Annotated in this window: 15 protein-coding genes; 5 read left to right on the forward strand and 10 right to left on the reverse strand. The window is 33.3% G+C overall.

Features of this window, described 5'->3' with window-relative positions; translation table 11 throughout:
- Positions 1 to 20: 20 nt before the first annotated feature.
- Entirely contained in the window at positions 21 to 302 is a 282-nt protein-coding gene (locus QUD85_RS01860) for a pyocin activator PrtN family protein (protein WP_093331475.1), read from the reverse strand.
- A gap of 226 nt (positions 303 to 528) precedes the next feature.
- Between QUD85_RS01860 and QUD85_RS01865 the strand changes: the two genes are divergently transcribed.
- The 3 genes from QUD85_RS01865 to QUD85_RS01875 are packed head-to-tail and all read left to right on the forward strand — an operon-like array spanning position 529 to position 5307.
- Positions 529 to 3513, forward strand: coding sequence for an Eco57I restriction-modification methylase domain-containing protein (locus tag QUD85_RS01865; RefSeq protein ID WP_093331477.1), 2985 nt, complete (start codon positions 529 to 531; stop codon positions 3511 to 3513).
- Positions 3514 to 3521: 8 nt separating this feature from the next.
- Complete coding sequence (locus tag QUD85_RS01870; protein WP_093331480.1) at positions 3522 to 4643, forward strand: DUF262 domain-containing protein; 1122 nt, start codon at positions 3522 to 3524, stop codon at positions 4641 to 4643.
- Positions 4633 to 5307, forward strand: a complete 675-nt coding sequence (locus QUD85_RS01875) for an MAE_28990/MAE_18760 family HEPN-like nuclease (protein WP_093331482.1) — start codon at positions 4633 to 4635, stop codon at positions 5305 to 5307. Before QUD85_RS01870 ends, QUD85_RS01875 begins: the two co-directional genes overlap by 11 nt.
- A 177-nt stretch (positions 5308 to 5484) precedes the next feature.
- Here QUD85_RS01875 and QUD85_RS01880 read toward each other — a convergent pair whose 3' ends face one another.
- From QUD85_RS01880 to QUD85_RS01920, 9 genes are all read right to left on the reverse strand, one after another.
- Entirely contained in the window at positions 5485 to 5931 is a 447-nt protein-coding gene (locus tag QUD85_RS01880) for a GNAT family N-acetyltransferase (protein WP_093331485.1), read from the reverse strand.
- A 384-nt stretch (positions 5932 to 6315) separates the two neighbouring features.
- Positions 6316 to 7947 (reverse strand): N-6 DNA methylase, encoded by a 1632-nt coding sequence (locus QUD85_RS01885; RefSeq protein WP_093331487.1) that lies wholly within the window; start codon positions 7945 to 7947, stop codon positions 6316 to 6318.
- On the reverse strand, positions 7937 to 8125 hold the full coding sequence (locus tag QUD85_RS01890) for a hypothetical protein (RefSeq protein ID WP_093331490.1): 189 nt from the start codon (positions 8123 to 8125) through the stop codon (positions 7937 to 7939). The genes QUD85_RS01885 and QUD85_RS01890 overlap by 11 nt, the downstream gene beginning before the upstream one ends.
- 274 nt (positions 8126 to 8399) lie before the next feature.
- On the reverse strand, positions 8400 to 8741 hold the full coding sequence (locus QUD85_RS01895) for a hypothetical protein (protein ID WP_093331493.1): 342 nt from the start codon (positions 8739 to 8741) through the stop codon (positions 8400 to 8402).
- Positions 8742 to 8791: 50 nt separating this feature from the next.
- On the reverse strand, positions 8792 to 9064 hold the full coding sequence (locus QUD85_RS01900) for a hypothetical protein (RefSeq protein WP_093331495.1): 273 nt from the start codon (positions 9062 to 9064) through the stop codon (positions 8792 to 8794).
- Positions 9065 to 9090: 26 nt separating this feature from the next.
- Positions 9091 to 9633 (reverse strand): hypothetical protein, encoded by a 543-nt coding sequence (locus QUD85_RS01905; protein ID WP_093331498.1) that lies wholly within the window; start codon positions 9631 to 9633, stop codon positions 9091 to 9093.
- A gap of 157 nt (positions 9634 to 9790) precedes the next feature.
- A complete protein-coding gene (locus QUD85_RS01910; RefSeq protein WP_245732142.1) occupies positions 9791 to 10069 on the reverse strand; it encodes a pyocin activator PrtN family protein in 279 nt (92 codons plus the stop codon).
- Between the two features lie 17 nt (positions 10070 to 10086).
- Complete coding sequence (locus QUD85_RS01915; protein ID WP_093331503.1) at positions 10087 to 10470, reverse strand: hypothetical protein; 384 nt, start codon at positions 10468 to 10470, stop codon at positions 10087 to 10089.
- Between the two features lie 812 nt (positions 10471 to 11282).
- Positions 11283 to 11504 (reverse strand): helix-turn-helix domain-containing protein, encoded by a 222-nt coding sequence (locus QUD85_RS01920; protein ID WP_093331506.1) that lies wholly within the window; start codon positions 11502 to 11504, stop codon positions 11283 to 11285.
- A gap of 167 nt (positions 11505 to 11671) precedes the next feature.
- Here QUD85_RS01920 and QUD85_RS01925 point away from each other — a divergent pair, with 167 nt between their 5' ends.
- Together QUD85_RS01925 and QUD85_RS01930 are read left to right on the forward strand one after the other, a co-directional pair.
- A complete protein-coding gene (locus QUD85_RS01925) occupies positions 11672 to 12064 on the forward strand; it encodes a hypothetical protein (RefSeq protein ID WP_093331508.1) in 393 nt (130 codons plus the stop codon).
- A 6-nt stretch (positions 12065 to 12070) separates the two neighbouring features.
- Positions 12071 to 12406 (forward strand): hypothetical protein, encoded by a 336-nt coding sequence (locus QUD85_RS01930; protein ID WP_093331511.1) that lies wholly within the window; start codon positions 12071 to 12073, stop codon positions 12404 to 12406.
- Positions 12407 to 12412: the final 6 nt, after the last annotated feature.

The raw sequence follows: 12412 nt of genomic DNA on the forward strand, positions 1-12412 counted from the left end.
CCTCAGTAGTCCCTTAAATACTAAAAATCTTGTAGTTTGTTCCACTCAATTCTCGCAGTATTACATCGTCCCTCGATATAGTTAGCTAAATCGTTAATACTTACGAGATAAGGAGCCTTCTGACTATCGTTAAGCTTAACGGTTGGAAAGGGCAATTCGCAGCTCTTTGCTCTCCGTTTCGCAACATTAATACTCAAGCCAAGAACTGATTGAGCAAGTTCCTCAAGTGGTATCATCATTCGAGAACCGAACTCAGCCATTAACAAATATAAGATTGTTGAAGTACCATTTTGATTAGCCATTAGACCATCCTTCTTTTGTTAAAGTGGCACGTTTACCCAATGGTCTGCGGTTGTTAAAAATCAACTCGCCATATCCTTATCGAATCCTTTCACTAATAACAATCAAACTTAATCTTAACAGTAACTTACGTTGTTGTTAACTTAGCTTTTTTAAATGGCTCTCTTGTGGTTATTTAAAATGGGTTCAGATATTATGTTCCCAAAGATATAAAGAATTTTCATAAATATGGATATAACTGCACTTGTAGAAAAGTTTGAAAAAGGGAAGCAAGAATATTTATCTCCTTCCTATAACGAAACACAGCTTCGTACAGATTTCTTAGACCCTCTTTTTTCTTTATTAGGATGGGATATTACTAATGCCAACGGAAACCCAACGAATGAACGGGAGGTTTTAGTTGAAGAAGGTTTAAAAGCTAAAAAGGGCGCAAATACAAAAAAGCCAGATTATACGTTTCGTTTATTTTCTGAACGGAAGTTTTTTTTAGAGGCTAAAAAGCCTGCTGTAGATATTAGCTCAGACTCCTCTCCTGCCAAACAAGTAAGAAGGTATGGATTTACAGGTAAACTTAAAATTTCTGTCTTATCAAACTTCGAATACTTAGCCATTTATGATTGTTCTTCTCAAGTCAACGAAGAAGAGCTTGTTAATCACTCAAGAATTAAGCTTTATCACTATACTGAGTACGCTGAAAAATTTGACGAGCTGAATTCACTGCTTGGACGAGCAAATGTATATAACGGTAAGTTTGATGAAGAATGGAGTCACATTGAGGATAAAATCAGTAGGTTTAGTATTGATACCCTATTTCTCAATCAAATTAATGAATGGCGAGTTAATTTAGGCAAGAAATTTGTTGAAATTAAGCCTAATATTTCAGACCTAGAATTAAATGACCTAACGCAGTTATACATCAATAGTATTGTTTTTCTGAGGGTCTGTGAGGATAGGGACTTAGAAGAATACGAGACGCTATTCTCATTTGCCGAGAAAGAAGATTATGCATCTTTGATAAATAAGCTAAAAGAAGCTGATAAAAAATACAATTCAGGACTATTTTCACTAAATCATATAGATGAATTTATTAGTGATAAGAACTCCTATATTTGGACTATTATTAATCAGCTTTATTACCCTGAAAGTACATACTCATTTTCTGTTTTTTCTTCTGATATTCTTGGAAATATTTATGAAATTTTCTTGGGTGAAAAAATTGTCAGCTCAGAAGGACAATTAAAATTAGTACCTAAAGAAGAGAATGAAGATAGGGACATAGTAACAACGCCTACTCACATTATTAAAGATATTCTTAGAAAAACTGTTGTAGACTATTGTAGAAACAAATCAGATACCGAAATCCTATCTTCGAAATTTGCGGATATCGCTTGCGGATCAGGAGCTTTTCTTTTAGAGCTTTTCCAGACACTCCAAGACATACTAATTGATTATTATATTAATAATGATCAATCTCAGTTGCAGAAGATTACTCATAATACATTTAAACTTAAATACGGAATAAAACAGCAATTATTAACTTCATGTATCTTTGGTGTAGATAAAGATTTAAACGCTACTAAAGCTGCTGAATTTGGATTATTACTTAAGCTATTGGAAGGGGAAGATAACGAAACTATTTCTATTCCAGCATTACCAAAGTTAAGTAATAATATTTTCTTTGGTAATAGCTTAGTTGAAAGCTCTGATGTTAAGAACTCTGCGGATTTTGAGGTAATTAACCCTTTCGATTTTGGTTCATTGACTTTTGATGTTGTAGTTGGAAACCCTCCTTATTTAGCAACTGAAAATATTAAGCAAGTAACTCCAAAAGAGCTTGTAATTTATAATAAAAAATATAACTCCGCATATAAGCAGTTTGATAAATATTTCGTTTTTGTAGAGCGAGCAATAGGTTTGTTAAATGATGGTGGGTACTTTGGATATATTCTGCCTTCAAAATTTATGAAAGTTGGTGCAGGTAAAAATTTAAGAGCATTTCTTTCCAAAAACAAACTCGTATCTGAAATAGTATCTTTTGGTGCTAATCAGGTATTCAAAAACAAAACTACTTATACATGTCTGTTATTTGTGAGAAAACAAGAAAACGAAAATTTTCATTTCGTTGAAGTTTCTAATTTGGATGATTGGAAAGTTAGATCAGATGAAGAGGATCAGGTAGACACTGTAGATAATGATTCTTTGACATCTGATACTTGGATTTTAGAGAAAAACACTCAAAAATTGTTAGATATATTTGAGCAAAAAACCGTGCCACTCCTAGATATTTTGGGAAACAAAACTATTGAAAATGGCATACAAACAAGTGCTAATTCTGTTTATATCCATAAAGCACTGAGTGAAGATGAAAATTTCATTTATTTTGAATACGATGGAAATAATTACAATGTAGAAAAGGAATTAACTAGACCTTATTTTAGAACGGGACGAGGTGACGAAACTTTATATACTTATAGAGATGTTCAGCCAAATACGTTTGTTATTTATCCATATCGTAAAGTTGATAATCGTGTTGTTTTAGTCGAATACGATGACCTTAAACGCAATTTTCCAAATTTATTCGATTTTTTACAAGTTATCCGTAATAAGCTTGATAATGATACTAGGAGTATTAAACCAGATCCTATATCGCCTAACGAATGGTATAGGTATGGTAGAAGTCAAGGCTTGGAAAACTGTGATGTGCCAATAAAAATAGCAGTGGGTGTGCTTTCAAACGGATTTAAATATTCGATAGATAGAAAAAGAACCTTTCTTTCATCGGGTGGTACGGCAGGCTATTGCCTCATAAATGTTCCACCTGAATCATCATATTCTATCTATTATATACAAGCTCTATTGTCTTCAAAATACCTTGAGTGGTTTGCATCGATTTATGGCGAAGTATTTAGAGGCGGTTTTGTAGCAAGGGGGACAAAGGTACTTAAGAGGATGCCAATTATCCCAATTGACTTTCAAAATGAAACACAAAAACTTCTGCATGATAGCATCGCCTCAAACCAAGAAAATTTAAATCATCTATTTCAACAAATAGAAGATAATAAAGACAACGAGCGAATAGGAACTCCGTTAAAAAGGCAGTTTGATATTATTCATCTGGAGCTAGAAAAGCAGCTAGTTAAACTGTTTGATCTTGGAGAATTTGATCAGTTAGTTCCAACTATTTCGCAAATTTACAATAAAGATACAGATTAAAGAAAAATATGGAAAATTTACAGTCACAGATTGAAACTGCAAGAATGCAGGTACATACAGATTCATATCCAATGTCAATTGGCGAATTAGTAAACCTTTATGATGATGATGAGTTAGATATTCACCCTGAATTTCAAAGGGTATTTAGATGGACAGAAGATCAGAAAAGCAAGTTAATTGAATCAATCTTATTGGGGATTCCATTACCATCTATTTTCGTAGCTCAACGCAAAGATGGTATTTGGGATGTTGTGGACGGACTTCAACGCATATCAACTATTTTGTCTTTCCTTGGTAAGTTGAAAAACGAAACGGGCGAGGTTTTGCCTCCTTTAGAATTAAGTGCAACTAAATATTTACCCGCACTAGCAGGGAAAGTGTGGGAATCAGAAGATAAAAGCAAAGAGATTGATATTGAGATTAAACGAGTTTTCAAACGGGAAAAGCTCGATATAAAGATTATCAAGAAAGAAAGTGAAGGTGATACAAAATACGAATTGTTTCAGCGGTTGAATACGGGCGGAACAAAATTATCAGATCAGGAAGTACGAAACTGTATGCTACTGATGCTAAATTCAAAGGCGTATCACTGGCTAAAAGAATTAGCTAATTCTGATAATTTTAGCATCACCACACCAATATCCGAAAAGCAGATAGAGGAATGCTATGGTCAAGAATTGTGCTTACGATTTTTCGCATTGAGACATACTAATGTAGATGCTCGAAGGTCACATTCTGATGTTCGCCCTTATTTAGACTCAGAAGTTTCTAGGTTATTTTCAGAAGACAGTGATTTTGATTACGAAAGTGAAAAATTGATATTTGAAGAGAGTTTCTCAATATTGAGTGAAGTTTTGGGCGATAACGCATTTAGGAAATTTAATACCGAAAAAGGCAAATATGAGGGTGCTATTTCGGTACTTGTTTTTGAAGCGTTGGCCTCAGCACTATCAGTGGCCGTAGAGAAAAAAGAAAAAACACGGGGCGAGCTACTCGAATTAGTTAAGGCCTCTTCAATAGCGTTGCCTGTGCATCCCAAATTTATTGATACATTAGATAGAAGAGTGCGTCCTATGGACAGGATGGTTATTATGAAGGAGCTAGGCATGGAGTTGCTTGGTGAAGATTAGAAGTGCATCGGAACTGGAAGATTTACTTGATAAAGATTTAGCTTGGAGAAAGCGGGAATTTACCACCATTAAATTTCTCATCGCAGATGCAAGAAATCACGAAAAAATAGTATTGATCAGAGCTGGTGTAGCATTGATGTACTCACATTGGGAAGGACATGTAAAAAAAGCTTCTCAAGGATATTTAGCGTATCTAAATTCTCAAGCACATAATTATTGTGATATGAAAGATAACTTTACTCAGCTTAGTTTGGGTGAGAAATTCTCACAAGGCTTTTCCATCCGCCGCTATGAATCTCAAGAAAAAATATTCAAATATTTGACAGGTGAATTAAAAGAAGCTTTTAAGTTAGATGAAAAGGCGGCAATCGATACTGAATCAAACCTAAAGTATCCAGTTTTATTGAATATAATGAATCAACTTGGGTTAGATGTTAGTCAGTTTGAACTAAGGGAAAATTTTATCAACAACACATTATTAGAGAATAGAAACAAAATTGCTCATGGTGAGAGGTTGAATGACCAAGTAATCCAAGGGGCGTATAACTCCTTAGAGAAAGAGCTATTAGATTTGATCGTTTTATATCAGAACTTGATAAGAAATGCTGTTACAGAAAAAAGCTATTTGAAAGTAAATAGCTATGAAAATGTAACAGCATCATAAATCAGGTGAACTGCACTAATGTGAATAAGTCTCAACTTGATCTGTCAGATTCAATTAATAGAACTCAATCAAATCTGACGGTGGCACATGTGCCAATAGAAGCCATTCATTTTAATGCCTGTTTATGAAAGTTGATCATAAAAAAGGCACCTTTGCGGTGCCTTTAAGTAATAGTATTTAAGTTAGTGATTTCCAAAACACAATTTTGTCATCGCCTTTATCATAATACTCAGGGATAACTGCGACTTGTATATAGCCGCACTTGGGATAGAATTCACGAGTTAACTTATATTCTGGAAGACCTGACGTTTCAACCAGTAAAACTCGAACGTTTTTACTATAGAGAGTAAACTCAACATATTGCATAAGTTGTTTACCTATACCAATACCTTGATGCGTTTTAAGTACCGCAATCAAAAGTAGATTCCAAGTTCCTTCTGTCATCTTTTCAGGCGAGCAATAGGCACATCCCACAACTTGCTTTTCAGAATCTTCAGTTACAAACCACTTTTCTTCTGATTCTTGAGCGAAAAATGCTTGAGTCATTTCATCTATAAATTCAGATGGGAACATTTGGTTATCGTCAATAATTAGCTTTACTGCTGGCAAATCAGACGGGATCATTTCACGTATATATGTATTTGTTTTCAATTGTATTTACTCATATTTTGATAATAGAAAGCCGCTCAAAAACATCACTGTTTTCGAGGGAATAAGTTCTAGCAATCGAATGTTGCTAGGCTTGAATTACAATCGTGTTCAAAAAATTACCAGATAAAATTAAATTAGGGTGCCCTAAGGCAGGCATATGATAGCATTTTTATGCGTTTAAACAACAAGAGGACTAGTAAAAAAATATCGCATCGAGGTTTATTAGGTAGATATGTTATAGAATTTAGTAATCTTCACCAGTTTCATTTTAATGTTCGTTTTTCGCTCATAGCTGTCTGTCAGATGAGATATGAACCTATTCAGCAACATTGTAAGATCAGATATGAGCTACTACAACTAATGGTCTTTTCTTTGTCGCCTATGTTTTAATTTTTCCCAAATTAACACTAAAAGATCAGACTCTTCCTGAGTAAATCCAAGTGCTCCAAAAATTAACCTTCCTTGAGCTTGGAGCACTTCTCTAATATTTCCATTTCTAATTTGCTGGTCGATATTTCTAATATCAAATTCAATATTTTCTGGTAATGGTATATATAACTTTTCAATTTCTGAGGGGACGAGTTCGAGAACACCGCCACCATAATATCTCCCTTCTAATTCAGCAAAAATTGCTGTTAGAGGGTTTAAAAAACTACAAGCTAAAAGCGATGGTTCAGTACCCAAAGATGTGATTCTATAAGCTGTATCTGTTGTATATGCTTCGATTTCGTTAAATATTAACCTAGGGGTATCGTGTGATCGTTTCAACATTCCCAAGCTTCTACTATATACGGAAGGTACTTTATACCACGGCTTTCGAATTCGGCATTTATATCTTTCGTGAAGCCCTTCTGACTCACCTAGTTTTATATATTCTTGAACATTTGAAGGTAATGTATCAAATTCGTCCTCTATGTATAAAAAGTTGGTTGGAAGCTTATTTTCTTCATTAGAAGTATGTTGTTGCTGATCGTAGACAATCCCTTTGCAATGTTGGCTTTTTCCAAACATAGGGTGAGCGTAGTCATGCAAACCATATTGATCGACAATTGAGTGTTCAACTAAAAAAAACTTATTTGCTCCAGTAACTATTCCAACGTCAACATCAGCAACTTCCGTGAACTTATATACATTAGGGTGGCTTTTTATTTTATTTATTAAATCAAGTTCACTTTTGTCCAATAAGGCTTTAGTCCATTTACCTGAAACTGTTTCTCCATTGATTCCTGACGTTTCATCAAAAATTGTTTCAGGATCTGTTTTTAGAAATTCAAACCCCTTTACGTGCTTAATACCAACACCTTGTGAGACTTCGTTAATATCATTTTTCTTTTGTGCGAATAAAATTACAGCACCCTGAAGAGTATCTTTAAACCAAATTTCTTGAGGATCAATAATTACTAATTTGGAGCATTGTTCACCTAAGAATGTTCGTAAGGATTGAGCATGCATTACGTGAATAATCTCTGAAGGTATTACCATGCCGAATCTTCCACCTGCTTCAAGTAGTTTTATAGAAGCTAAAATAAACGGAACCCAAGCATTTGTATGTTTAGTAAATTTAAGATTTAATTGTTTAAAAATTAATTCAGCTTGTTCTTGAAAGTCTTTTTCTAGGAATTGGTATCTAATAAAAGGGGGGTTTCCAAGTATCCCTGAAAACGTAGTGTTATTTTCCCTAATAGCACTATTCGCCCAAGTTAAAAAATCACCTTCATGGACATCATAGTTTTCAAAACCATATTTTGAACATTTTTTTAATGATTTTTTGGCTTCTGTATCAAAAAGCTCAAATGCTTTAATGTTGATATCTTTTCTTTCAGTATTAACTGAGATTGAATCAATGAATGTTCCATCACCGCAACTAGGTTCTAAAATTGAGTTTGTTTTAGAAGTAATAACCCACTTTGTAACATAATCAGCCAAGTTTTGAGGAGTGTAGTAGCCACCTCTTAATTTCTGAGTTGTCTGATCTGCCTTAAATTTCATTGTCTTGTTGCTCTAATGATTTTAATAATTCTTTCTTCTGGTTTTTGATATGTTTTTCAGCGCAATCGATAAACCAGTCTTTTAAGGTTTTTTGTTCAAGTGCCAGCATGGAATAGAGTGATTTTTTAAGGTTAGGGTCAACTTCAAGTACAATTCTTCCTGATTCACCTTTAGCCATTTATAATTCCCATTTAAATAGTAGTTCTATTTACTCTATGTTACATATGTACTTAATGTGATACAAGTTACTTATGTGATTTATATAACTTATGTAATATAAGTTATATATGCCTCATGTGAAGGTTAGGTTTTCGTTGGGGTAATTTTTAAAAAGCATCTAATGACTTTAGCCTGAATTAATCCGAATTACGGACTAAACACAAATATGCGGAGTAAAAAGCAGTCCAATAATCGGAGTTAATTGCTTTTGACCTTCATTGTTATTGCTAAATTTATCCACCCTGTAGCAAACTTTTAAAATCTTCATAATTATTAAGGTCACTACGTGATTCAGTTCTATAAAACTCAGCCAGTTCATAGTTAATTTCATTCATTACTTCTTTGTAATCTTTCGCATAATATTCTATTTGCTCTTCTGCTAATTTCTCTGTAACCAAATAGAACTTATGTCCCTCAAGTTGCCTCCAAGCACTGAAAGAATCATGTCGTTTTTTCTTCCATGTATCTCTGAAATAATTGGTCATTGCTAGTTTATAAGCACCAAGTATCTGACCTTTCGCTTCAGCCACTATTAGCATTCTCATCACTTCTATTTCATCAAATGTTTTTCTCATTTTTCACCTGTATTGTTAATTAGTTAGTTAGATTGGATTTCTTTTAGTTCTTAGTATCGGTATTCATCATTTTTCATGTCTTCTTCAGTGATTTTTTTAAAACAATCAAGACAAATAAAATCGTAAAAACTGTGATACAGAATTACATCAAGTTTTTCTTTTGATTTTCCACAGTTGCCACAATCACAAAATGTATTCTCAAATTTAGTAATTAAGCTGTCGTGAAATGTACGTTTAACTTCAACTTCATTCCCATCAATTGTCTCAACTAATAACATCCCCCCTACAATATGTTCATTGTAAAAATCTATTAATTTATTCATTTTCAACCTCTTCTCTTTTTTAATGTTTAGTTGATTGTGATATCAAGAACGCTCAAGGCAGTTATCAAACCAGCGGATATGAGTGAAAATAAAGCTACTGGTTTTATAATTTTCCACATACCTAAGGGCTGTTCTACTCCACCTTCTTCGGACGGGGTTTTAATGTCAGCTAACTTTTGCTTTAAGTCTTTGATTGTGAGTTTGTTGTCATTAAGCTGATTGATATATGAAATAGCCTCATCTTTATCTTGATTAATTTTATAAATCTGAGAAATTGGATATAGGCCTGACGGTTTACTAGGCTCAATCTCGATGTTTGAAAAATTGATAGATTCTAGAAATTTGGCAACTGATAAGCTTTCCCAAAGAAATGTTCTTTTCTTATCTGAGGTCTTTAGATAGTGATTTAGCCAAGCTGTGAAGCTTGTAAAATTAGATTGCTTGTAGATTTTGTTTCGCTGAATCAGTAAAAGCTTTTTACCGAATTGAATTGATATCTTATCTAAACCTTTTTCCATTGAAAGAAGTTCAGCTTCGATTGTTGAGAGTGAAATAGTAGTTTCTGTCATTTTTATAAGTCCTCTTAATTTTGGGGTAATAAGAGGCCTATAACATGAGATTAATCTAATGCCTCCTGTAAACCGAATTTTAAAAATACGTTGATGTATTTCATTTTTTTGTCCAAAAGTTGAACGTTAATTAAAGGTATTTTCATACCAAATTAGTTTAAAGGTCATGCACCTCATTCCACTCTATTCGTGCAGTTGAGCAGCGGCTTTCAATATATTCTGCTAAGTCATTAATACTTACTAAATATGGAGCTTTTTGACTACCATTTAACTTAACAACTGGAAATGGCAACTCATACTTCTTAGCTTTTCTTTTGGCTGAATTTTTACTTAGTCCTAGTACAGGTTGTGCCAACTCCTCTAGAGGTATTAATTGTCTAACCCCAAATTCAGCCATTAATAAGCACATTACAATAGAACTGCTTGGATTCGTCATTATCATTCGCAGCCCTCCTAGTGATCATTCGCTTGATTCAATGAAATACCGTGCATGAAACGCAGTAGTATATTTTTCATGATAAAGTGAAATATTAACCAATAATTGTATAAATTCTTTTCAGGTGCTGATTTTTCTTTTTGTACAAATAGTATTTTCAGAGCGTCCGCAAAACCTAAAACCATGCATGAAACTTCGAATAATTCATCAGCTTGCTCTCTATCTATTTTCTTTGTTTCTAAAATATTACTTAAAGTGACTTTGGTATCTACAGAAATAAAATAAAAGCCTAAATCAACTTTATTCTCATAATATGAATATAGATTTTCAATTATTCCAATCAATTTATCAGGGACATCAATTTTTATAATTGAAGGGGGGGAATTTGTCTGTATTGTCATAGTAACTCTCCTAATTTAGGTTATAGGAGGCTTATGACATGAGATTAATCTAATGCCTCCCGTAAACCATGATTTAAAAATACGTTGTTGTATTTCATTTTTTTGTCCAATAGTTGAACGTTAATTAAAGGTATTTGCATACCAAACTAGTTTAAAGCTAGAAAGTCCCTTTCCAGTATTCCAACTAATAAAAGCTGGCAGTGCCCTTCTACATTTTTAAAAACTATCTATGTGATAGCAAAATTAAGTCCTTTTACGGTTCTCCAACTAATCTAAGTTGGCAGTTTCCTTTTTCATCTTTCAAAGCTATCTGTGTGATAGTGAGTTAAGTCCTTTTACGGTTTTCCAACTAAACTAAGTTGGCAGTTTCCTTTTTCATCTTTCAAAGCTATCTATGTGATAGTGTGTTAAGTCCATTTATATTTTTCAAAGCTATCTATGTGATAGCAAGTTAGCCAAATTTATCTACCTGTCAGTTTTGAGTAGAAGCCCTCGACTTGCTGCATATTATGTCAAAAAACAGAGTGCAAGTCAATGGTGTTTCATAGTTTTAATTCAAAGTCAACCACTTTTTAATGTTTTTAAATCATTGTAACTTATTGAAATTATTGAATTATTTATGGTGTTTTTCTTGACATACTGAATTTAATTAAAATTAAAATAATTTTAAAAGTAAGGAAAAAGAATATAATAATAAAAAATATTGTTTATATTTTGAGCTTGTATATGGTGGTATTTGACTACGAAATTCAAATTTAGGGAGGTTATAAAAAGCTAAGGGCTGATATGGTTTTTATAAAATATGATTTGATTTAAGCTTTAAAAAACTCTTCAATATTAACGTTTAAGCTATTTGCGATTACACGTAATTGAGCAGCAGAGATCCTGTTTTTATTTTTCTCGAATAATGATATTTGTTGATTCGACACTTCGATAAAGTCTGCAACCTTTTGTAATGAAAGACCTTTTTCAGCTCTGATTCTAGCTAAGTTCTTACTTATTAAAGCGTTAATTTGGTCTTCTTTTTCAGACATTTATCAATAATTTCTTAATTCAACATATTGATAAATTTTAAGTAACTTGCTAATTTATAGCTCCAAGTCACACTTGGAGTTATTCCAATTTCAAATCTGTGACTTTTTTAATATGTTTTATTCCAAGTAATACTTGGAAGATTTAAGCTGTGGTAGCGAGGTGCTATATGAAATTATTAAAGGTTACAGGGTTAGTTAGTTTTGGTTTATTGAGTCTTTCTGCTTGTGGAGAAAGCACTAAAACGAAAGATGAACTTAGCAAACTTTCTATTGATGAATACGCTGTCAATGTTTGCCAAGCATTTGTTGATGGCAACATCGATCAATTAAGACTGATGTACGATGCAAAACTATTTGAAAGAGTAGAGAAAAAGATCACTCCTGATCTGAAATGGTATGTAAAACGTCAGGAAAAATTAGGCGAATGCGTAATCACCAAAAGCAAAAAATATAGCCGACTTGAAGGCCACCCTCAAAAATATGGTATTGAAATTAATGGAGTCAAAATTTTAATCCAAGAAGCTGACAACGGTCATTTTACAGTAACTAAATTAGGGTAACTGATTGTGAATTTAGTCAAATCATCATTCACCATTTTACTAGCCACTGTTCTCGCTGCTTGTGGTTCACCTGAAGATAGGGCAAATGACGTAATCGCAGATTTCTGTGACGCATATCGAGATAATGATCATGAAGCCCTAAAGGAACTAACCACTTCAAGAGAATTCAGTAACTTTAATTTAAGTTCTGCCGAAGAGCGTGAAAAAGCAGAGTGTGGTGAGCAAGTCAAAAAAATCAGTGATAAAAAGTTCATTTTTATTCTGAAAGAGTCAGGATTTGCTGCTCCTGTTAAAGTTGAAGAAGTGAATGGTGTCTTCCAAGTTACTGGCTTTAACATGTAATTTTAA

The organism is Thalassotalea agarivorans (genome assembly GCF_030295955.1).
Lineage (GTDB): Bacteria > Pseudomonadota > Gammaproteobacteria > Enterobacterales > Alteromonadaceae > Thalassotalea_D > Thalassotalea_D agarivorans.

What these genes read in the sequence shown, in the direction of transcription:
- QUD85_RS01860 (WP_093331475.1), bottom strand. Translation starts at nt 302, where the DNA reads ATGGCTAATCAAAATGGTACTTCAACAATCTTATATTTGTTAATGGCT.
- QUD85_RS01865 (WP_093331477.1), top strand. Translation starts at nt 529, where the DNA reads ATGGATATAACTGCACTTGTAGAAAAGTTTGAAAAAGGGAAGCAAGAA.
- QUD85_RS01870 (WP_093331480.1), top strand. Translation starts at nt 3,522, where the DNA reads ATGGAAAATTTACAGTCACAGATTGAAACTGCAAGAATGCAGGTACAT.
- QUD85_RS01880 (WP_093331485.1), bottom strand. Translation starts at nt 5,931, where the DNA reads ATGATCCCGTCTGATTTGCCAGCAGTAAAGCTAATTATTGACGATAAC.
- QUD85_RS01885 (WP_093331487.1), bottom strand. Translation starts at nt 7,947, where the DNA reads ATGAAATTTAAGGCAGATCAGACAACTCAGAAATTAAGAGGTGGCTAC.
- QUD85_RS01890 (WP_093331490.1), bottom strand. Translation starts at nt 8,125, where the DNA reads ATGGCTAAAGGTGAATCAGGAAGAATTGTACTTGAAGTTGACCCTAAC.
- QUD85_RS01895 (WP_093331493.1), bottom strand. Translation starts at nt 8,741, where the DNA reads ATGAGAAAAACATTTGATGAAATAGAAGTGATGAGAATGCTAATAGTG.
- QUD85_RS01900 (WP_093331495.1), bottom strand. Translation starts at nt 9,064, where the DNA reads ATGAATAAATTAATAGATTTTTACAATGAACATATTGTAGGGGGGATG.
- QUD85_RS01905 (WP_093331498.1), bottom strand. Translation starts at nt 9,633, where the DNA reads ATGACAGAAACTACTATTTCACTCTCAACAATCGAAGCTGAACTTCTT.
- QUD85_RS01910 (WP_245732142.1), bottom strand. Translation starts at nt 10,069, where the DNA reads ATGACGAATCCAAGCAGTTCTATTGTAATGTGCTTATTAATGGCTGAA.
- QUD85_RS01915 (WP_093331503.1), bottom strand. Translation starts at nt 10,470, where the DNA reads ATGACAATACAGACAAATTCCCCCCCTTCAATTATAAAAATTGATGTC.
- QUD85_RS01920 (WP_093331506.1), bottom strand. Translation starts at nt 11,504, where the DNA reads ATGTCTGAAAAAGAAGACCAAATTAACGCTTTAATAAGTAAGAACTTA.
- QUD85_RS01925 (WP_093331508.1), top strand. Translation starts at nt 11,672, where the DNA reads ATGAAATTATTAAAGGTTACAGGGTTAGTTAGTTTTGGTTTATTGAGT.